This is a genomic window from Streptomyces thermoviolaceus, assembly GCF_045209695.1.
Classification (GTDB): Bacteria; Actinomycetota; Actinomycetes; order Streptomycetales; family Streptomycetaceae; genus Streptomyces; species Streptomyces thermoviolaceus.
This window is the reverse complement of the sequence record NZ_CP109280.1, coordinates 574,112-593,488: the sequence shown is the minus strand read 5'-3', so window position 1 is coordinate 593,488 and position 19,377 is coordinate 574,112. Positions and strand designations below refer to the sequence as shown.

Genomic DNA, 19,377 nt, shown 5'->3' with positions numbered 1-19,377 from the left:
GGGGCGTCAGTCGGGCAGAGCCTGTCCGCGGGTCTCCGGGGCCAGGCGGACCAGGCCGATGCCGACGACGAAGACGACGGTGGTCAGGGTCAGGGGCAGGGTGAGCGAACCGGCGGCGTGGATGCCGTAACCGATGAGGAAGGTGCCCGCGGCCGCGACCCAGCGGGAGAACGTGGTGGTGAAGGCGAACGCGGTGGCCCGCATCCGCGTCGGGTACTGCTCGGGCAGCCAGATGGTGAAGACCGCGAAGGTGGCCCCGCCGAACCCGAGCAGGGGCAGGAAGACGAAGGTCAGGCCGATGGAGGACAGCGGGTAGGCCACCCCGTACGCACCGACCGTCCCGACGATCATGAAGCCGTAGAGCAGGGCGAGCGCGCCCCGGCGGCCCAGGCGTGCGACCAGGCGGGGCACCGCGAAGCAGCCCAGGATCGTGAACAGCGCCACCGTCATCGACGACAGGCCGGCCAGGCGGACCGTGGCGTCGTGGCTCTCGCCGGCCCGCTCGGCCAGTTCGGTCATGGCGGTCGGGACATAGGTCGACCCGGCCCACAGGCCGATCACGCACACCACGAGGAGCAGCAGATTGCCCAGGGTGCGGCCGCGGTAGGGCGGCGTGAGGATCTCCACGACCGGCTGCCAGAAGGACCGTTGCGCGGCCAGCTGCGCGGTGTCCTTCCATCGGTCGGGTTCCGGGGTGCTGCGGCGCAACACGAAGACGGCGAGCGCGGGCAGACCGCCGATGAGGAACAGGCCGCGCCAGCCGAGTTCGGGCCCGAACGCGAGATAGATGATCGAGACGGCCAGCACCCCGACGTAGGCGGCCGAGTGCATCAGGCCGCCGAACCGTTCGCGCACCCGCTCGGGCATGACCTCCGACAGCAGGGTGCCCGCCATGGCCCACTCGCCGCCCACGCCGATGGCGGCCAGGAAGCGGAAGGCGTTCCACTGCCACAGGTCGGTGGCGACGCCGGCCAGGGCGGTGAAGACGCCGTACATCAGGATCGAGGCCATCATGGTGGGTTTGCGGCCGAAGCGGTCGGCGAGCGGGCCCCAGACGGCGGAGCAGCCCCAGCCCAGCAGGAAGAGTGCCGCGCTGATCTGCCCGTACCAGCCGATGTTGTCGGCCGTGGCGGCGATGCCGGCGCGGGGCAGCAGCTCGGTCATGGTGGGGGCCAGGACCAGTCCGAAGACGGTCCAGTTGAAGCCGTCCATGGCCCAGCCGCTGAAGGACCCCCAGAAGGCCCGGCGCTGGGCCGGGGTGAGGCGTGGGGGTGCGTCGGCGTCGGCGGCTTCCGTCGGGGGACGGTCGATCGTCACGGTGACCTCGATTCGGCTCTGTCGACCTGGGGGTGACGACGGATGACGGGGGCGGGGGAGAACCGGGTGGAGGAGAACGGGGTGGAAGGAACGGGGTGGGAGAACCGGGACGTGGGCCGGCGGATCAGCCGGCGCGGGTGACCCCGGAGAGGAACGCGGCGAGTCCTTCCTGCATGCTCGCGTAGTCCGCGGCAGGTCCGGCAGGAGCCGCGGCGAGGCGCTCGCGGACCGGGGCGAGCAGCGCGTCCACCGAGCGTTTGGCCGCACGGATCGCCGCCGGCGGATGGGCCGTGATCGCGGCGACGAGAGCGGCGACGGCGTCGTCCAGGTCGGCCGCGGGGACATGACTGCTCGCCAGGCCGAGCCGCACCGCCTCGCGGCCGTCCACCAGCCGTCCCGTGAACAGCAGGTCGCGGGCCACGGCGGGGCCGGTGAGCAGGGCGATCCGTGCGGCGAAGGCGGGCGGCACGAGGATGCCCCAACGGGCCACGGGCATGCCGAGCGTGGCGTCGTCGGCGACGACGCGCAGGTCGCAGGCGCAGGCGAGTTGGCAGCCCGCCCCGGCCGCGGTGCCGCGGACCCGGGCGACGACGGGGACGGGGACGCGTTCGATCGCGGTGAGGGCGCTCTCCATCGCGGCGAACGAGGCGTCGATCTCGGCGGGCTCGGCGCACAGCCACTCGCGCATGTCGGAGCCCGCGCTGAAGAAGGTGTCGCCCGCCCCGGTGAGAATCACCGCGCCGAGCCCTCGATCGCGGGCCAGCTCCTCGAACACGGTGGCCACGGCGATCCAGTCACGGCGCGTCAGGGCGTTGGCGCGGCGCCCGGTCCCGACCCGCACCGTCGCGACGGCACCGTCGCGCGTCACGCCGACCGCGCCCGTCGTGCCGGTCACCGGACGGCTCCGATCGCGTGCAGTTCCTCGATCTCGCGGGCGCTGTAGCCGGCTTCGGCCAGGACGTCGTCGGTGTGCTGGCCGAGCAGCGGGGGAGCGGTGCGGATCCGGGGCGGGGTGGCGCTGAGTTTGAGCGGCGAGCCGAGCGTGCGCAGCTCGCCGGCCGTGGGATGGGGCAGGGTGGTCACCATGCCGCGGGCGCGTGCCTGCGGGCTGTCCAGCGCCTCGTCCACGGTGCTGATCGGCGCGCACGGCACCCCGGCGGCCTCGAGCGCCTCGGCCCACTCGGCGCTGGAGCGCCGGGCGAGGGCCGCCTCCAGCAGCGGGATCAGGGCGTCGCGGTGGCGGACCCGGTCGGGGTTGGTGACGAACCGCGGGTCGTCGGCGAGGGCGGGCTGCCCGAGCACCTCGGCGAAGCGCCGCCACAGCCTGTCGTTGCCGGCGGCGACCAGCAGATGGCCGTCCGCGGTGGTCAGAGCCTGGTAGGGGACGATCGTCGGGTGGGCCGAGCCGTGCGGCCCGGGGACGGTGCCGGTGGCGAAGTATCCGCCGGCCACATACGTCAGCCAGGCGAGCTGCCCGTCCAGCAGCGAGACGTCCACGTGCTGGCCGCGGCCGGTGACCTCGCGGGCGTGCAGCGCGGCGAGGATGCCGATGACCGCCCACATCCCGGCGCCGATGTCGGCGGTGGCCACCCCGGGGCGCACCGGTGCGCCACCGGCTTCGCCGGTGATGCTCATCATGCCGCTGAGGGCCTGGGCGATCGCGTCGTACCCGGGGCGCGAGGCCCAGGGGCCGGTCTGGCCGTAGCCGGAGATCGATGCGTACACCAGGCGGGGATTGCGGGCGGAGAGCTCCTCGTAGCCGAGGCCCAGGCGGGCGGCGGTGCCGGGCCGGAAGTTCTCCACCAGCACATCGGCGCGGTCGGCGAGACGGAGCACGAACTCGCGTCCCCGCGCCGATTTGAGGTCGACGCTCACCCCGCGTTTGTTGCGGTTGGCGGCGAGGAAGTAGGCGGCCTCGCCGCCCTGGAACGGCGGCCCCCACTGGCGGGTGTCGTCGCCGTCCTTGGTGTCCTCCACCTTGACGACGTCGGCGCCGAGGTCCGCGAGCACCATGGTCGCGAGGGGGCCGGAGAGGATGCGAGTCAGGTCGAGGACGCGGATTCCGCAGAGGGCGCCGGGGGCGGGGGTGCCCCCGGGAACCGGTGTGTCGGGCGAAGTCATGCCTGCGGGGTCCCTTCTGGAGCGGGCGCCAGGTGACCGAGTGGATGGACCACTGGACCATTGGACCGTGAGCTAGAGTGTTCGACGGGTTCGAACCGATGTCAAGGCCGGCGTCGGGGTGGGATCGGCCGGGGAAAGGAACTGCGTCGTGACGGAGTCGCTGCGTCCGCTCACCCGCCCGCGTCTGTACGAGCAGGTGGTCGACAGGCTGCGGGAGTACGTGCAGCACGAGCATCTGCACGCGGGGGACCGGCTGCCCCCGGAGCGTGATCTCGCGGACCGGCTGGGCGTCAGCCGCACCTCCGTCCGGCAGGCGATCGTCGCGCTGGAGGTGCAGGGTCTGGTCGAGGTACGGCACGGCGGCGGCACCTATCTGCTGCGGGACCGGCTGGAGACCGAACCGCTGGAGACCATGATCGACCGGCGGCGCCGGCTCCCCGACGTGCTGGACGCCCGGGACGCGCTGGAGACCAAGCTCGCCTTCCTCGCCGCGACCCGCCGCACCGAGGAGGACCTCGCGGAGATCGACGCCGCGCTGGCCGCCATGGCCGAGGCCGTCGATCGCGGCGAACTCGGCGTCTCCCAGGACAAACGCTTCCACGCCGCGGTCACCGCAGCCGGACACAGCCCCCTGCTCGCGGCGTTCATGGCCGAGATCGCCCTGCCCATCGCCGAGAGCCGCGAGGAATCGCTGCGTCAGCCCGGCCGGCCGGCCCGGTCCCTCGACCAGCACCGGGCCATCGCGGAGGCCATCCGTTCCCGCGACCCCGAGGCCGCGGCCCGCGCCATGCACCACCACGTGGTGACCGTCGGACACGTCAAGCTGCTGGACTGGCAGGCCGAGGCGCTGGGCTGACCGCGGCCCCGCACGGCGGGCCGTGCCCGTCACGCCGTGCGGACGCAGGGCGGTTCCCATACGCCGGTCAGGAGGTCGGCATGGGGTGCGTACAGGCGCAGGGTGACGCCGAGCGGGCGAGCGGGCAGTCAGGGGCCGGAGGCCAGTTCGTGTCGGGGCCGGTGGCGGGCCGGGTGCGGGCGAGGACGATGTCGAGGGAGCCGTCGGTGTTGCGCCGCGGCCGGTCGCGGTCGCCGAGGCAGCAGCGGTCCAGCTCGTTCGGGACCGGGAACCCGTCCTCGTCGTACAGGGTGACCGACCGGAAGGCGCCCACCGGCGGCAGCGCACCGGCGTCGAAGTGGAGCACGTGGTCGTGCGCACCGGTCGGCACAGCCCCGTCCGCGTCCGCCACGAGCACCGGGTACACCGCGTCCTCGGGCACGTCGGCGCCCAGCCCGATCATGGTGACGACCGCCCGCCGGAGGCAGTCGTCGCCGTACACGCCGATGCCCTCGGTCACCATGGACCAGCCGTTGACGCGCCGCCCCAGGCGGCTGCGGGCGGCGAGCATCCGCTGCTGCGCCTCGACGACGTCCGAGGACTCAACAGTGCAACGAAGGAAATTGCCGCGAAGCAACTGAGGGAGTCATTGACGGTCGGAAGGTAGCAATCCTGGATATTCACGACACGAAGACCGTCCTTACAGAAGAGCTTCCACAGCGCATATATTCTCGCGCTGAGCTGACCGAAGCCACCCTCGTGCTGAGGTTCGAGGGTGGCTTCATCACAATCCCAGCTGACGGCCGAATGCACCCGTAAGGAGGTATTGCATGTCTATGTTGATGCGTGCACCACGAGAGTGCGCTTCCTGGTTCTGGGACTTGGATGAATACGCCCCGCCAGGACTGCAATCAGCACTCAAGGCAGCTGCACATATGGTCACGGTCCTACGAAAGTATGACCTGCTTGAGCCGCAGAATCTGCAATGGCCATGGTTCATCCCTGGAACAGGAGGCGCTCCAGCGGGGACTCGCCTGCAACTCCTGACGCCGATTGACGATGATCAGGTTCTTAAGCGTATCCAGGAGATGCGTCCGGTTAGTTTCCCTGATGCCGTAGCGGGTGACGTCCTAGTGGCAGGTACCGGAATCTGGCTCGATGAGGACGGTACGCGACGTCGCGAATACCGACTCGTGGAACTGACGGTTTCCCCTGAGCCTTTCGGTCTCTCGGCTGAGATTGCCCTTCATCATGACATTTGGGGCCCCTATGACTTTCGAGGAAATCCGCATCCTGGCGTTCAGCGTCGGAATGCTCCCCGTCTCGCAGCGGCCCTCAAAGAGCTCGACGATATGCTGGGAGTCGCCGCAGAGCCGGGGGAGGCAACGTACTTCGGAAGAGCGGAGGGGTACGGAGTAGCTGATCCTGAGGTTACCGACGGGCGTGGTCCCGACCTGACCAGCCAGTTGTAACCTACGTCAAATCTAGGAGGGGAACTCGGGCCGTAGATTATATGTAAAGCTCCAACCATTTCACCTCTATGGCTTACGCCAACTTCTTCCTGTCGACATCGACCCGCATCCCGGCCCCAACACCTGCTGGTTCAGTCCGGGGAGATGAGCCCGACAGCTGAACGTTTATGAGCTCCCAATACTGCTGCCGCAGTTGAAGTTTCCGCATGTCGAGCATCGCCAGGGCGCACCACGGCACGGAAGTCCGCCGCAGGGAACGCGCGCAGGTGGTGGAACCGGTTCGGCGGCCCGGCTCCCGGCGCGGAACCGGCCGGTCTGCTCACCCGCATCTCACGCGTGACGTCCATCGTCACCAGCGGATACAGGTACACGTATGCCTCGTGAGCCAGGGTCCGCAGGTCGTCGGCCGGTGTCGTCATGAGGTGCTCCCTGTGTCGTGCCCGCAGCGGGAGCCGGTGTGCGTCGTGCTCGGAGTGTCACGTGTGCGCATGTTTCCGTGATGTCGCGCGTGCGTACGTTCTCGGGGTGTCACGCATGTACGTCTTCAGCGTGTCCATGTACGTCTTCAGCGTGTCACGGCGCGACGGCACCGGCGATGTGAGTGACGGCACCGGCGATGTGAGGCACCGCGAGGAACCGCGGGGAACATCGCGCACCCTGTGCGGCACGGAGCGCCCGAAGACCCCGCGCCTGTGCCGCACGGCCGCGTCCGCGGCCCGGCAGCACGGCGGCTTCAGTCCCTCACCGGTGCTCCTCGGTCTGGAGCAGCAGCAGGGCGATGTCGTCGCTGTTGGCGCCCGGCTCGTGCGGCCCGCCCGCCGAGCGCAGCAGCCGGGTGGGCAGCAGGTGCAGCGGGTCGGACGCCGCCTCGGCGATGCGCTCGGCGAGGTCGCCGACGGCCTTGTCCAGATCGATCCCGGGCCGTTCCACCAGGCCGTCGGTGTACAGGGCGAGCAGGCTGCCGGGCGGCAGCGCGATCTCGGTGGTGTGGAACCGTGCGTCCGGCTCGACGCCCAGCAGCAGACCGGGTGGCAGCCGCAGCACCGTCGTCCGGCCGTCGGGGTGGCGCAGGATCGGTGGCGGATGACCGGCCAGGGCCAGCCGTGCGTGCCGGTGCCGCAGGTCGATGTGCGCGTAGACGCAGCTGGCGAACAGATCGGTGTCCAGGTCGTCCAGCAGCCGGTTGACGTGGGCGAGGACCACGTGGGGGGAGGCGCCGCCCTGGGCGTGGCTGTGCAGGGCGGTGCGCAGCTGTCCCATCAGCGCGGCCGCCGGCACGCTGTGCCCCTGCACGTCGCCGATCACGGCGGCCGCCGTGGACTCGTCGAGCCGGATCACGTCGTAGAAGTCGCCGCCCACGTCGAGCACGGTGAGTGCCGGCTGGTAGTGGGCCTCGACGCGCAGGCCGTCCAGCCGCGGCAGGGTCCGCGGCAGCAGCCCGGCCTGCAGGTCGCGTGCCGCCCGGGCGTTGGCGTCGTAGAGGCGTGCGCGTTCCAGCGCCTGGGCGACCACCCCGGCGAGGGAGGTGAGTTCGGCGCGTTCCTCGGGTGCGAAGGGGCGTTGCCGGTCGTAGCCGAGGACGCAGCAGCCGATCGTGCGGCCGGAGACCGTGAGCGGCAGGTAGGCGAGCGCGGCGACGTCCCCGTACCGCTCCACGTCGGGATAGGCGCGCCGCAGCTCGGCGCTGTCGGAGTGGAACGAGGCGGTGCCGGTCTCGATGGTGCGCACCCCCTCGGTGCGGGTGGCCATCGGCAGGTTCTCGAAGTACGCGGGCATCTCGGGGGGAAAGCCGCGCGAGCCCAGCACGTGGAGCCGGCCCTCCTCGGCGGTCAGCAGCGCGAACCCCTGGGCGCCGAGGACGGGCATCATCTGCTCGGAGAGGGAGTCGGTGACCTCCTTGAGGCTGAGTGCTTCGGTCAGTGCCGAGGTCATGTGCAGCAGATGGAACAGCGTGCCGGCCCGGACGGGCGCCCCGGCGGGGGAGGCCTGCGCGACCTCCACCTCCCGCTCCTTGCGCGGCAGGTCCTCGGGCAGGATGCGCAGCGTGATGCCCCGGCCGTCGGCGTACAGGACGAAGGTCAGCCACCGGCCGTCCGGACTGCGGGCGCTGAAACGTGCGGGAAGACGGCTGAAGAGCGCGGACAGGTACGCGTTCTCGTTCGCGGGGTCGTCCAGCCAGGGCAGCACCTCCCAGGGGCGCCGCCCCAGCAGTTCCTCGCGGCCGATGCACAGCGGCGCGCAGGTGCCGGCGTCGACGAAGGTCACACGTCCGTCGAGATCGAGGCCGCACACCGCGCCGGGCAGGCGCTCGACGACGTCGACCGCCGGATCCGCGCCCGGTGACGGCAGCGGATCGAGGGCCAGTGGTTCGGGCCGCGGCCGTACCGGTTCACCCCGGGCGGCACAGGCTCTCAGCACCCGTGCCATGCGTCGGCAGGCGGAGACGATGACGCTTTCCTCGTCCGGGCCGAGCACGGGCGGGCGGGTGCCGGGCCACAGCAACAGCACCACCCCCCAGCAGGTGCCGCCGTCGACCATGGGCGACACGTACAGGGCAGCCGGGTAGCGGAAGGCCAGCGCTGTGCGGGGAAAGCGGTCCGCCAGTTCCTGATGCGAGCCCACCCACACCGGGCGGCGGGTGCGCACGGCCTCCGCCACCGGGACCGGTGCCGCCCGCGCCACCCGCGACCAGGGCCGCGCGATCCTGGTGGGCACTCCGGTCACGGTGGTCATCCCGATGACCCGCTGCTCCGGGACGTCCAGGTAGGCAGCGACCACATGCGCGGTCACGGCCCGGGCCAGTCGGCCCACCTCGCGGTCCAGGGCATGTGCACCGTCCCGTGGCGCGGTCTCCGCGTCCAGCGGTGCGGTCTCTTGTTGATCCCCGGCCACGACATGCCCGCCTCTCGCACCGCCTGGTGATGCCGCGGCAGGAGGGGTACGACCGGTCCGGTGACCGGTGCTCCCGGGGCATCAGCCCTGATTGACCCAAATAGTACCTTTTGTGCATGTCGCGGGTGCGGTCGTCGGAGTGCGGCCGCTCCGGCGCACGGGCCCGGTGCACGGCGCGGTGCACGGCTCGGCGTGCGGTCCGGCGCGGGGCGTTCGCCGCCGTCGGCGGCCGGCCGTCCGGGCGGGCGGGCGAGTGCGTGGAGCCGACGCCGCCGCACGGCGACCCCGGGCGGGGATGCGGCCGCGCGGCGGCGTCCGGCGCCTCAGCGCGTGGTCGGGCGCGACAGGTAGCGGCCCTGCGGCTCGCCGACCACCTTGCCGTCCGCGAAGACCGGCCGGCCGCGCAGGAACGTCGACTCCACCCGGGCGCCGATCTCCAGGCCCTGCAACGGCGAGTACTCCTGCGCCGACTCCGAGTCCGCGGCCTCCACCGTCCAGGACCGCGACGGGTCGACGAGCGCCAGGTCCGCGTCGTAGCCCTCCGCGATGGCGCCCTTGGTGGGCAGGCCGAAGCGCCGGGCCGGGGCCCAGGCGGTCAGCTCCGCGACCTTCTGCAGCGGCAGCCCGTGCGCGGGCGCGGCGCCCACCAGGCCCGGCAGCAGATACTCGGTGCCGCCGAAGCCCGACTTGGCCTGGAACACGTCGTCGGCGGGGTCGCCGAACTTCGTCTCCTGCTTGCAGCACGCGTGGTCGCTGACCACCCAGCTGACGTTCCCGGCCACCAGGTGTTCCCACAGCGCGTCCACGTCGTCCTGGGGACGCAGCGGCGGGTTGACCTTGCCGCCGATGCCGGACGCGGTCTCGATGTTCGCCAGCAGGTGGCCGATGGTGACCTCGCGTCGGAAGTCGACCTGCGGAAACGTTTTTGCCATGAGCATGGCCGCCTCGACGGCCTTGCGCGAGGACAGGTGCAGCAGGTTGATGTTGGGCAGCTGCGTCTCCGCGGCGAGGTAGCTGGCGATGGTGACGGCCAGACCCTCCGAGTGGGGCGGGCGGGAGGCGCTGTACGCGGCGAGGCCGTCGAGCTTGCCCTCCTCCTCCACCAGCCGGGTGTAGGCCGTCATGATCTCCGCGGTCTCGCAGTGCAGCGACAGCGAGATGGAGTCCGCCAGCTCCGGGTACGCCTCGCGCGCCGCCTGCACGCCGCGCATCACGAACTCGAAGTGCGCCAGGTCGTACCGCTCGCCCGGCGGGATCATCAGGAAGGAGTTCTGGTCCGCCGACCGGCCGTGCAGGCCGTGGCTGCCGTAGAACATGAACACCTTGAACGAGGTGACGCCGAAGCGCGCGATCAGCTCGGGTATCTCGGCGATGTGCGACTTCTGCATCGGCGCGAGATGGAAGGCGTAGTCGACGTGGGAGCGCCCCTCGGCGTTCTCGAGGACCAGCGGGAACACCTCGTCGTAGCTGCCGCCCCGGTTCATGTAGTACTGGCCGGTGCGCATGTATGTCAGCGCCGTGGTCACGCCGCCCTGGGCGCAGGCACGGCTCTCCGTCGCGGTGTCGTCGGACAGCGGGTTGTAGATGCCCCAGTGCTGGTGGGCGTCGACCACGCCGGGGAAGGCCAGCAGTCCCTTGCCGTCGACGACCTCACGGGCCTGCTCGGCCGGGATGTCCCAGGCGATGCGGTGGAACACGCCGTCCTTGATGCCGATGTCCGTGGTGGGGATGTCGGGTGCGTCGTGCTTGACCAGCCGCACGTTCTTGATCAGCAGGTCCAGTTCGGTCATGAGTGCTCGTGCCTCTCTGCGTGGGTGTGAGTATGGGACAGGGCCGTCGCCGCCTGCCAGGCCAGTCCGAGTGCTGGAAGCAGGCCGTTGCCCGCGAGGTAGCCGCCGGCCCCGTGTCCCGAGATGCCGTGTGCCGCGCCGCCCGACGCGAAGAGCCCGGGGACCGGTGATCCGTCCTCGGTCAGGACGCGGGCGTCGCCGTCCACCGCGAGGCCGCCCTGGGTGTGGAACAGCGCGGGGATCACCTCGACCGCCGCGTACGGGGCGCGCAGCGGCTCCTCGAAGAAGGTCCGGCCGAAGGCGTCCCGGTCCGCGGACCCGCCGGCCTGCGCCGCTTGCCCGGCGATCGACTCCTTCAGCGCCGCCGGGTCGCAGCCGGTCCGCCGGGCGAGGGTGTCGAGGTCGTCGGCCCACACCAGGGCCCCGGCGTCCACGGTCTGGCGGAAGTCGGTGAACGGCAGGCACAGGTCGTGGATGCGCCGGTCCAGGACGATCCAGCCGCGGGCCTCCGGACGGGCCGCGAGAGCCGCGGCGTACTCGGAGTAGCCGGTGGTCTCGTCGCCGAAGCGCCGCCCGTCGCGGTCGACCATGATCGCGCCGTGCATGATCGTGGCCCAGCCGACGAGGGTGCGCGACCGCCGGGCCAGCGCCGCGTGCCCCTGGTAGGCGTCCAGGTAGGCGGCGCGCGCGCCGTGCCGCAGGCCGATCCGCAGTCCGTCGCCGCGGGAGAACTGGCCGCCGTGGTAGTCGGCGGCGGCGATCTCGGGCAGATGCCGGGCCACCAGCTCGCGGTCGGCGCCGTAGCCGTTGGTGGCCAGCAGCACGGCCCGGGTGGGGATCGTCTCCCGGTGGCCGCCCGGGTCCTCGACGACCGCGCCCGTCACCTCGCCGCCGGCGCCCCGTTCGACGTCGATGAGCCGGGCGGGCACCAGGAGGTCGATCCCGGGCGCGGAGCGCACCCGGTCGTACAGGTGGCGCAGCAGCGTGGACCCGTGCCGCCCCTCCACGGTGTGCAGCCGGTGCACCGAGTGGCCCGGGTAGGCGAAGTCGGTGACGAGGCTCAGCGGCAGGCCCGCCTCGTCGGCCAGCCACTCCACCAGCGGCGCGCTGATCCGTGCCAGGGCCGCGGCGAGCGCGGGGTCCGCGGTGCCGTGGGTCTTGGCGGCGATGTCGGCGACGAAGCGTTCGGGGCTGTCCTCGATTCCCGCCTCCCGCTGCCAGCGCGACCCCGCGCCGGGCACCATCGCGGTGGACATGGAGGTGTTGTTGCCGCGCAGGAACTGCTCGTCCGGGTCCACCACGAGGACGCTCAGCCCGGCCTGCGCCGCCCGGAGCGCGCCCGCCAGGCCGCCGCCGGCACCCGCCACGACCAGGTCGACCGCCGCCTCCTGCGCGTCGCCGCTCACGACCGCGCTCCCGCCGCCAGCAGCCGCAGGGCACAGGCGGCCGGGTCGACGAGCTCCACGGGGTGCGGCGCGTCGGTGTCCACGGCCGAACAGCCGTTGATCACCGCGGTCACGCCGCGGGCCGCGAAGTCGTCGAGGGCGTCGCGGACGGCCCGGTTCCAGCGCCGGGTGTCGGCGATGGCCTCGAAGTCCAGGTCCAGCACGGTGACACCCGCGAACCAGGCTGTGAGTCCGTAGCCCTCGATGCGTCCGGCCAGCGCGTCGGCGATGGCGCGGTTGCGGGTGACGGCGCCGAAGCGGCGTCCGGTGGCCGCGAGGTGGGCCGCGGTCAGGCGGAGCATGCCGACGGTCGGGACGGCGGCACCGTCCGGCGTCACGGGGACCCCGGGGTCCAGCACGCAGTCCGGCAGGTACGCCGCGAAGCCCTCGTCGGCTGCCCGGGCCAGCGCGGCGACCACACCGGCGGTGGAGACGTCCACGTCCTGCCGGGTCCGCAGCTGCGCGGGCACCTGCGGGCCGCCGTCCTCCAGGACGACGTCCACCCCTGGCGGGGCCAGCCGCCGGTAGCGGGCGCGGCGCCGGGCCAGCTCCTCCGCGTCGACGTGGACCGGGGTGACGGAAAAGATCTTCATCGGGTGCCTCCACGGCTCGCCGCCGGGGCGGCGGTCAGGGCGGCGAGGCCCCGCAGCAGCGGTCCCGCGCCGTCGGTGTCGGGCAGACGGTCCGCGGCCCGCCGCAGCTGGTCGGTCAGGGTGTCGTCGCCGAGCAGGCCGGTGAGGACGGCCTGCAGCGTGCGGGTCGTGAACGGATGGTGGCTGCTGTCGCCCACGGGGTGCGGCGCGGACAGCTCCACGCGCTCGCCGCCGGCGAGGACGGCGGTGAGCCGGGTGGCGCGTTCGTGCGGCAGCCGTGCGGTCAGCGCCGGGTCCTCCGCGACGGAGACCTTCGCGGCCAGGGCGAACAGCTCGGGCCGCTCGGCCTCGGTGGCCTCGGCGGTGGCGGGGGTGACGGCCCCGTCCAGCAACGCGGCGGCCACCGCGTAGGGGACGGAGAACATCGCGCCCAGCGATCCGTCCCAGCGCCGGCGGTCGAGCGGCGCGGCCAGGGCGTGCGTGTCCACCCGGATCTCGCGCACCGCGTCGGTCACCTCGGCGGGCCGCAGCCGGTCCAGGTGGCGGGCGGTGCGCAGGTCGAGGGCCAGGTCGGCGGCGGGGTGGGTGTACGAGCACGAGGCGTGCCGTTTGAAGTAGTTGTGGGTGATCTGCCAGTCCTCGCCCAGCCCGTCGACGAGCGCGGCGGCGTCGAAGCGGCCGAGCAGGGTGCCCAGCGACAGGGCGGCCGTGCCGGTGGTGCGGACGGCGCCCGCGGCCGCCAGCCGGGCCGCGGCGAGGCCGGACAGGGCGGCGGCGCCCACCCAGGCGTCGCGCACCCGGTGTCCGTCGAGCGCCGAGTCGAAGTGCCCGGCCACCGCGAGGCCCGCGGCGGTGTCGACGGCCGCCGCCACCTGGTGGGCGTCCAGGCCGAGCAGCAGCGCGCAGCCGGCGGCGGCGCCGGTCGCGCCCCAGGTGCCGTGCGGATGGACGCCGGGGGCGAGCGCGGTGGCGCGGCCGAAGCGCGCGGCCACCTCGTAGCCGGCGAGCAGGGCGCGCGCCGTGGCGGCGCCCGTGCTGTTCAGCGTGGCGGCCAGGGCCAGGATCGCCGGGAAGGCGTGGGCCGCCGGGTGGCCCCTGGCGTATGCGCAGCCCTCGTCGAGTTCGCAGCACACCAGGGCCGTCGCGTTGAGGTAGGCGGCGGCGTCGGGCTGGGTGCGCAGGGTCGTGCCGAGGACCGGCGCGTCGCCCGGCGGGACGGGCCAGGCGGCACGGATGCGCCGCTGTCCTTCGGTGCGGGCACCGGCCACGGTGACGGCGAGGGTGTCGAACAGGACGAGCGAGAGGCGCTCGCGAACGGCGCCGGGGACCTCGGGCCAGGACGACGTCCAGGCCCAGTGGGCGAGTTCTTCGGTGCGTCGCGCGGCCTCGCGCTGAGGGTCGAAGGCTGGGTCGGGTCGTGTACGGGACCGGCCGGGGGGCACGTGTCCACCTCCCTCCGAGTGTTCCACTCAGCGGAACACTGTGACGCAAACATGCTTTCAGTGCCGAGCAGAACCCGTCAATACCTTCCGTGTAAACGCCAAGAAACCTAGAAATCACTGGGGAAGGGACCTTGACCTGGCTGAGGAGCGATGCTTCTCTGTTGTTCCATTGAGCGGTACGGAAGATGTGATCGCTCGCGGAGAGGCCCCCGGCCGCCAGGCAACGGGCAGGTGAGAATGGGCCCATGACGACTCAACCCGGAACCGAGACCGCAGGCCGCGTCATCGACGTCCTGCTGCTGTTCACCGACGGACCCGACGAACTCGGCGTCTCGCAGATCGCCCGTGAACTCGGCCTGAGCAAGGCCGTGGTGCACCGCATCCTGCAGACCCTCGTCGCCCGCGGCATGGTGGCGCTGGACCAGGAGACCCGGCTGTACCGTCTCGGCCCCACCGCCGCGGCCCTCGGCGCCCGCGCCCTGCGTGAGCTGGACCTGCGGGCCGTGGCCGCGGACACCCTCCGCCGGCTGCACGAGCAGACCCGGGAGACGGTGACCCTCACCGCGCTCGTGCCCGGCGGACGCGCCTACATCGACCAGATCGTCAGCACCCACGAGGTGAAGATGACCGTGGATCTCGGGCGCAGGTTCCCGCTGCACGCGGGCTCCTCGGGCAAGTGCATCCTCGCGTTCCTGCCCGAGGAGCGGCGCGAGCAGATCCTCACCGCCGGCCTGACCGCACTGACCGACAGCACGCGCACCGACCCCGACGCGCTCCGCGCCGAACTGAAGGAGATCAGGGAACTCGGCTACGCCAGCTCGCAGGGCGAGCGCCAGGCGGACGCCGGCTCCGTCGCCTCCCCGGTGTTCGGGCTGGACGGCGACGTCCTCGGCTCGGTGTCCGTGTGCGGCCCGCGCTCCCGCTTCACCCCGCAGTTCGTCAGCTCCTGCGCACCCGGCGTGGTCGCGGCGGCGCGGGAGATCTCCGCCGCCCTCGGCTGGACCGGCGACGGCCCCGGCACGGGCGCGTCCGCCGCCCAGGCCTCCCCGCACGCGCCAACGGAAGGATCCCCATGACCGACACCCCACCCGCTGTCCCGGACACCCCCGGCGCGGCGCTCGCCGGCATCAAGGTGCTGGACATCGCCACTCTCTTCGCCGGGCCCCTCGCGGCCACCCTGCTCGCCGACTTCGGCGCCGACGTCACCAAGATCGAGCACCCCAAGGGCGATCCGGTGCGCAGCCACGGGGCGAGCAAGGACGGCGTCGGCCTGTGGTGGAAGATGCTCTCCCGCAACAAGAAGGCCGTCACCCTCTACCTGGGCAGCCCCGAGGGCCAGGACATCTTCCGCCGCATGGTCGCGGACGCGGACGTCGTCATCGAGAACTTCCGCCCGGGCACCCTGGAACGCTGGGGCCTGGGCTACGACACGCTCTCCGAGATCAACCCCCGTCTCGTCCTCGCCCGCGTCACCGGATTCGGCCAGAGGGGCCCGTACGCCCAGCGGCCCGGATTCGGCACCCTGGCCGAGGCCATGAGCGGCTTCGCCGCCATCACCGGCCAGCCCGACGGACCGCCCACCCTGCCGCCCTTCGGGCTCGCGGACGGCATCTCCGCGCTCACCGCCGCCTTCGGCATCATGACCGCACTGCACGCCCGCGAGCGCACCGGCCGCGGACAGGTGCTCGACCTGGCCATCATCGAGCCGATGATCACGCTGCTCGGTCCGCAGGCCATCGCCTACGACCAGCTCGGCGAGCTCCAGCCGCGCACCGGCAACCGGTCCGTGAACAACGCCCCGCGCAACATCTACCGCACCAAGGACGGCAGTTGGGTGGCCGTCTCCACCAGCGCCCAGTCCATCGCGGAACGCGTCATGCGCCTGGTCGGGCACCCCGAGTACGTGGACGAACCCTGGTTCGCCTCCGGCGCCGAACGCGCCCGTCACGCGGACGAACTGGACGAGGCGGTCGGCTCCTGGATCGCCGAACGCACCCGCAGCGAGGTCGTCGCCGCCTTCGAGGAGGCCCAGGCCGCCGTCGCGCCCATCTACGACATGCGCGACATCTTCGAGGACCCGCAGTTCCAGGCCCTGGAGACCATCACCACGGTGGAGGACGAGGAACTCGGCACCATCCGGTTCCAGAACGTGCCCTTCCGTCTCAGCGACACCCCCGGAGCCGTCCGCTGGCCCGGCCCGCGCAAGGGCCGCGACACCGCGGAGGTGCTCGGCCGCTACGGCGTGAGCGCCGACGAGCTGGCCGCCCTGGCCGAACGGGGCATCGTATGACCACCCCGCGGGCGGCCGGCGCCGCACGGTCCTGGCTGTACGTGCCCGCGACCCGTCCCGACCTGCTCGCCAAGGCGATGGCGGGCGACGCCGACGCCGTCGTCCTCGACCTGGAGGACTCCGTCCCCGCCGGCCGCAAGGACGAGGCCCGCGCCCACGCCGTCGAGGCCGTGACCGCCACCTGGCCCAAACCCCTGTGGATACGTGTCAACCAGGTCCGCACCCCGGAAGGCCGCGCCGACCTCGACGCCCTCGCCGGCACCCCCGTGCAGGGACTGCGGCTGCCCAAGTGCGAGAGCCCCGAGGAGATCCGGTCGGTGCTCGACCACGTCGACGCCCCGCTGCACCTGCTTCTCGAGACGGCCCTCGGAGTGGAACACGCCTTCACTCTGGCCACCGCCGCACCCCAGGTCGCCCTGCTCTCGCTGGGCGAGGCCGACCTCGCCGCCGACCTGCGGGTGAACGACCCCGGCGCCCTCGACTGGGCCCGCGCCCGCATCGTCAACGCCTCCCGGGCCGCCGGCCTCCCCGGCCCCGTGCAGAGCGTGTGGACCGACGTCGCCGACGTCGACGGCCTCACCGCCGACACCCGGCACGGACAGGCGTACGGCTTCTTCGGCCGGTCCGTCGTCCACCCCCGGCAGATCCCCCCGGTCAACGCCGCCTTCACCCCGGGCCCCGCACAGGTCGAGGACGCCCGCCGGCTCCTCGACTCGCTGCGCCGCGCCGAGGACACGGGCAGCGCCGCCTGGCTCGACGACCGCGGCCGGTTCGTCGACCCCGCGGTCGTGGCCCGCGCCCGCTGGGTGCTCGACCTCGCTGGCTGACACCACCGGTTTCCCGCCCACACCCCCACCACATCCAGGCAAGGCAGGTCATGACGTCCGTCCCGCACACCTCCGACCCGCTGCTCGCCGCACTGCCGAGCGACCCCCGCATCATCGAACTCGGCCAGCCGCTGTTCACCGGCATGCCGTGCTCGCCCAACCACCCCGGCTTCCGCATGACCCTGGCCCGTCGGCACGGCGACATGGTCCGCCCCGACGGCGGATCCGCCGCCAACGAGGTGATCATCACCGGCGGCCACGTCGGCACCCACATCGACGCCCTGTCCCACGTCAGCCACAACGGCCTGCTGCACGGCGGCGTCGACGCGGCCGAGGCACAGGCCGGCGGTTCCTTCTCCGCGCACGGCGCCGAACACACCCCCGCGATGGTGACCCGCGGCGTGCTGCTCGACGTGGCCGCGGCCCGGGGCACCGACACCCTTCCCGGCGGCTACGGGGTGACCGCGGCCGACCTCGAGAAGGCGGCCGAACTGGGCGGCGCCGAGCCGCGCCGGGGCGACGTCGCCGTGGTCCGCACCGGCTGGGCCCGCCACTTCGACGACCCGGTCGCCTACCTGGGCAAGGAGTCCGGTGTCCCCGGCATCACCGAGGACGCGGGTGCCTGGCTCGCCGAACGCGGGGTGCGCGCCGTCGGCTGCGACACCACCGCCTGCGAACAGATACCTCCGGGCGCCGGGCACAGCGTGCTGCCGGTGCACCGGCTGCTCCTGGTCGACCACGGCATCTACATCATGGAACACCTGGCGCTCGAGGACCTCGCCGCCGCCGGTGTGCACGAGTTCCTGTTCGTCGTCGCCCCCTTGCGGATCGTCGGCGGCACCGGCTCCCCGATCCGCCCGATCGCGGTGGTGGCGTGATGACCGCCGCCTCCACTCCCCAGCCGACCGCAGCCCGGCAGCTCGCCGCGTTCGCCGTGTCCGTCCGGGACACCGGCCTGCCCGACGAGCTGCGCGAGAAGGTCACCGGCCATCTGCTGGACCTGATCGGCAACAGCCTCGCCGCCCTGTCCCAGCGGCCCGGCGCCGCCGTGCGGGACCTGACCGAGGAATGGGGCGGCACACCCGCCGCCACCGTCATCGGGTCCGCCACCCGGCTGCCCGCCCCGTCGGCGGCCCTGGTCAACGGCACCCTCGCGCACAGCCTGGACTTCGACGACACCCACCTGCCGTCCGTCCTGCACCCGTCGGCGTCCGTACTGCCCGCCGCGCTCGCCACCGCCGAGGCCGTCGGCGCGAGCGGCGCGCAGCTGCTGGCCGCCGGCGCCGTCGGCATCGAGGTCACCTGCCGGCTCGGCATGGCCCAGTACGACGCGGACCTCGGCAACTCGGTGTTCTTCGAGCGCGGTCTGCACGCCACCGCGATCTGCGGGGCGATCGGCGCGGCCGTCGCCGCGGCCATGCTGCGCGGCCTGGACGCCGACGGCATCTGCTCCGCCATCGGCATCGCCGCGAGCATGGGGTCCGGCATCATCGAGGCCAACCGCACCGGAGGCACCGTCAAACGTGTGCACTGCGGCTGGGCCGCCCACGCCGGTGTCGTCGCCGCGGACATGGCCCGGCTCGGGCTGACCGGCCCGCCCACCGTCCTGGAGGGCCGCTTCGGTTTCTTCCAGGCGTTCTGCGGCGACCGCTTCGACGCGGACACCGTCGTCGCCGAGACGACGCAGCAGCTCGGCGAACGCTGGGAGCTGTCCCGGCTGTTCATCAAGCCCTATCCCTGCAACCACTTCACCCACGCGGGCGTGGACGCGGCCATGCGGCTGCGCGCCCGCGGGGTCGACCCCGAGCGCATCGCGCGGCTGACCCTGGGCGTCCCGGCACCCGTGCTGCGCACCATCGCGGAGCCGCCGGCCGAGAAGGCCCGCCCGCGCTCGGGCTACCACGCGGCGTTCAGCGGCCCCTACACGGTGGCCGCCGGACTGCTGGCCCGGCCGGGGGAGCCGGGCCACGGACTCGGTGTGTTCCACGAGGACTTCACCGACGAGGCGGCGGCCGACCCCGCCCGCCTGGCCCTCGCCGCACGCGTGACCTGCGTCGCGGACGAGGAGTGCACCGCCGTCTTCCCGCACCAGTTCCCGGCCGTCCTCACCGCGGAACTGGACGACGGCACCACCGTGACCGAACGGGTCATGGTGAACAGGGGAAGCCCCGAAAACCCTCTGGACGCCACGGAACTCACCGCGAAGTTCTACGCCAACACCCTCGGCACGGGTGACGAGCGGGCTGTCAGAGCACTGGCCGACACGGTATGGCACATCGCAACGGCCCCGGACACCGCGGAGCTGACCCGCGCCCTGTCCGCGGTGGCGGACGGCACCTGAGCCGTCGCCGAC

17 protein-coding genes are annotated in these 19,377 nt (G+C 72.8%); 7 read left to right on the top strand and 10 right to left on the bottom strand.

Going from position 1 to position 19,377, the window contains the following annotated elements:
• Positions 1 to 6: 6 nt before the first annotated feature.
• From OG899_RS02690 to OG899_RS02680, 3 genes are all read right to left on the bottom strand, one after another.
• A complete protein-coding gene (locus tag OG899_RS02690) occupies positions 7 to 1,317 on the bottom strand; it encodes an MFS transporter (protein WP_125497526.1) in 1,311 nt (436 codons plus the stop codon).
• A 124-nt stretch (positions 1,318 to 1,441) separates the two neighbouring features.
• Positions 1,442 to 2,212, bottom strand: coding sequence for an enoyl-CoA hydratase/isomerase family protein (locus OG899_RS02685; protein WP_251505777.1), 771 nt, complete (start codon positions 2,210 to 2,212; stop codon positions 1,442 to 1,444).
• A complete protein-coding gene (locus OG899_RS02680) occupies positions 2,209 to 3,438 on the bottom strand; it encodes a CaiB/BaiF CoA-transferase family protein (RefSeq protein WP_125497524.1) in 1,230 nt (409 codons plus the stop codon). The genes OG899_RS02685 and OG899_RS02680 overlap by 4 nt, the downstream gene beginning before the upstream one ends.
• 148 nt (positions 3,439 to 3,586) lie before the next feature.
• On the opposite strand from OG899_RS02680, the gene OG899_RS02675 reads away from it, so the two are divergent.
• The gene (locus OG899_RS02675) at positions 3,587 to 4,294 is read left to right on the top strand and encodes a FadR/GntR family transcriptional regulator (RefSeq protein ID WP_125497523.1); all 708 of its coding nucleotides are present in this window, start codon (positions 3,587 to 3,589) and stop codon (positions 4,292 to 4,294) included.
• A gap of 67 nt (positions 4,295 to 4,361) precedes the next feature.
• Here the strand turns inward: OG899_RS02675 and OG899_RS02670 are convergent, their stop codons facing one another.
• The gene (locus OG899_RS02670; RefSeq protein ID WP_406310879.1) at positions 4,362 to 4,910 is read right to left on the bottom strand and encodes a DUF1214 domain-containing protein; all 549 of its coding nucleotides are present in this window, start codon (positions 4,908 to 4,910) and stop codon (positions 4,362 to 4,364) included.
• A 193-nt stretch (positions 4,911 to 5,103) separates the two neighbouring features.
• Between OG899_RS02670 and OG899_RS02665 the strand changes: the two genes are divergently transcribed.
• Positions 5,104 to 5,745 (top strand): hypothetical protein, encoded by a 642-nt coding sequence (locus tag OG899_RS02665; RefSeq protein ID WP_229814353.1) that lies wholly within the window; start codon positions 5,104 to 5,106, stop codon positions 5,743 to 5,745.
• 131 nt (positions 5,746 to 5,876) lie between these two features.
• Here OG899_RS02665 and OG899_RS02660 read toward each other — a convergent pair whose 3' ends face one another.
• The 6 genes from OG899_RS02660 to OG899_RS02635 all read right to left on the bottom strand — a co-directional run bounded on the left by OG899_RS02660 (position 5,877) and on the right by OG899_RS02635 (position 13,907).
• Positions 5,877 to 6,164 carry a hypothetical protein gene (locus tag OG899_RS02660; protein WP_125497521.1) on the bottom strand — a complete coding sequence of 96 codons (288 nt, stop codon included), beginning with the start codon at positions 6,162 to 6,164 and terminating at the stop codon, positions 5,877 to 5,879.
• A gap of 322 nt (positions 6,165 to 6,486) precedes the next feature.
• Positions 6,487 to 8,637: a SpoIIE family protein phosphatase gene (locus OG899_RS02655; protein WP_406310878.1), complete on the bottom strand. Its 2,151-nt coding sequence runs from the start codon at positions 8,635 to 8,637 to the stop codon at positions 6,487 to 6,489.
• Between the two features lie 323 nt (positions 8,638 to 8,960).
• Positions 8,961 to 10,427: a dihydroorotase family protein gene (locus tag OG899_RS02650; RefSeq protein ID WP_125497520.1), complete on the bottom strand. Its 1,467-nt coding sequence runs from the start codon at positions 10,425 to 10,427 to the stop codon at positions 8,961 to 8,963.
• The gene (locus tag OG899_RS02645) at positions 10,424 to 11,833 is read right to left on the bottom strand and encodes an FAD-binding protein (protein WP_168132102.1); all 1,410 of its coding nucleotides are present in this window, start codon (positions 11,831 to 11,833) and stop codon (positions 10,424 to 10,426) included. The genes OG899_RS02650 and OG899_RS02645 overlap by 4 nt, the downstream gene beginning before the upstream one ends.
• A complete protein-coding gene (locus OG899_RS02640; protein ID WP_168132101.1) occupies positions 11,830 to 12,465 on the bottom strand; it encodes an aspartate/glutamate racemase family protein in 636 nt (211 codons plus the stop codon). The genes OG899_RS02645 and OG899_RS02640 overlap by 4 nt, the downstream gene beginning before the upstream one ends.
• Positions 12,462 to 13,907, bottom strand: coding sequence for an MmgE/PrpD family protein (locus OG899_RS02635; RefSeq protein ID WP_125497517.1), 1,446 nt, complete (start codon positions 13,905 to 13,907; stop codon positions 12,462 to 12,464). Before OG899_RS02635 ends, OG899_RS02640 begins: the two co-directional genes overlap by 4 nt.
• Before the next feature lie 245 nt (positions 13,908 to 14,152).
• Between OG899_RS02635 and OG899_RS02630 the strand changes: the two genes are divergently transcribed.
• Genes OG899_RS02630 through OG899_RS02610 form a run of 5 tightly spaced genes read left to right on the top strand, consistent with a single transcriptional unit; the run spans position 14,153 to position 19,365 of the window.
• On the top strand, positions 14,153 to 14,983 hold the full coding sequence (locus OG899_RS02630; protein ID WP_125497516.1) for an IclR family transcriptional regulator: 831 nt from the start codon (positions 14,153 to 14,155) through the stop codon (positions 14,981 to 14,983).
• A complete protein-coding gene (locus OG899_RS02625) occupies positions 14,980 to 16,197 on the top strand; it encodes a CaiB/BaiF CoA-transferase family protein (protein WP_125497515.1) in 1,218 nt (405 codons plus the stop codon). The genes OG899_RS02630 and OG899_RS02625 overlap by 4 nt, the downstream gene beginning before the upstream one ends.
• A complete protein-coding gene (locus tag OG899_RS02620; protein WP_168132100.1) occupies positions 16,194 to 17,024 on the top strand; it encodes a CoA ester lyase in 831 nt (276 codons plus the stop codon). The genes OG899_RS02625 and OG899_RS02620 overlap by 4 nt, the downstream gene beginning before the upstream one ends.
• A 50-nt stretch (positions 17,025 to 17,074) precedes the next feature.
• Complete coding sequence (locus OG899_RS02615; RefSeq protein WP_125497513.1) at positions 17,075 to 17,902, top strand: cyclase family protein; 828 nt, start codon at positions 17,075 to 17,077, stop codon at positions 17,900 to 17,902.
• A complete protein-coding gene (locus tag OG899_RS02610; RefSeq protein ID WP_168132099.1) occupies positions 17,902 to 19,365 on the top strand; it encodes an MmgE/PrpD family protein in 1,464 nt (487 codons plus the stop codon). Before OG899_RS02615 ends, OG899_RS02610 begins: the two co-directional genes overlap by 1 nt.
• Positions 19,366 to 19,377: the final 12 nt, after the last annotated feature.

What these genes read in the sequence shown, in the direction of transcription:
- OG899_RS02680 (WP_125497524.1), bottom strand. Translation starts at nt 3,438, where the DNA reads ATGACTTCGCCCGACACACCGGTTCCCGGGGGCACCCCCGCCCCCGGC.
- OG899_RS02665 (WP_229814353.1), top strand. Translation starts at nt 5,104, where the DNA reads ATGTCTATGTTGATGCGTGCACCACGAGAGTGCGCTTCCTGGTTCTGG.
- OG899_RS02660 (WP_125497521.1), bottom strand. Translation starts at nt 6,164, where the DNA reads ATGACGACACCGGCCGACGACCTGCGGACCCTGGCTCACGAGGCATAC.
- OG899_RS02650 (WP_125497520.1), bottom strand. Translation starts at nt 10,427, where the DNA reads ATGACCGAACTGGACCTGCTGATCAAGAACGTGCGGCTGGTCAAGCAC.
- OG899_RS02640 (WP_168132101.1), bottom strand. Translation starts at nt 12,465, where the DNA reads ATGAAGATCTTTTCCGTCACCCCGGTCCACGTCGACGCGGAGGAGCTG.
- OG899_RS02630 (WP_125497516.1), top strand. Translation starts at nt 14,153, where the DNA reads ATGACGACTCAACCCGGAACCGAGACCGCAGGCCGCGTCATCGACGTC.
- OG899_RS02625 (WP_125497515.1), top strand. Translation starts at nt 14,980, where the DNA reads ATGACCGACACCCCACCCGCTGTCCCGGACACCCCCGGCGCGGCGCTC.
- OG899_RS02620 (WP_168132100.1), top strand. Translation starts at nt 16,194, where the DNA reads ATGACCACCCCGCGGGCGGCCGGCGCCGCACGGTCCTGGCTGTACGTG.
- OG899_RS02615 (WP_125497513.1), top strand. Translation starts at nt 17,075, where the DNA reads ATGACGTCCGTCCCGCACACCTCCGACCCGCTGCTCGCCGCACTGCCG.
- OG899_RS02610 (WP_168132099.1), top strand. Translation starts at nt 17,902, where the DNA reads ATGACCGCCGCCTCCACTCCCCAGCCGACCGCAGCCCGGCAGCTCGCC.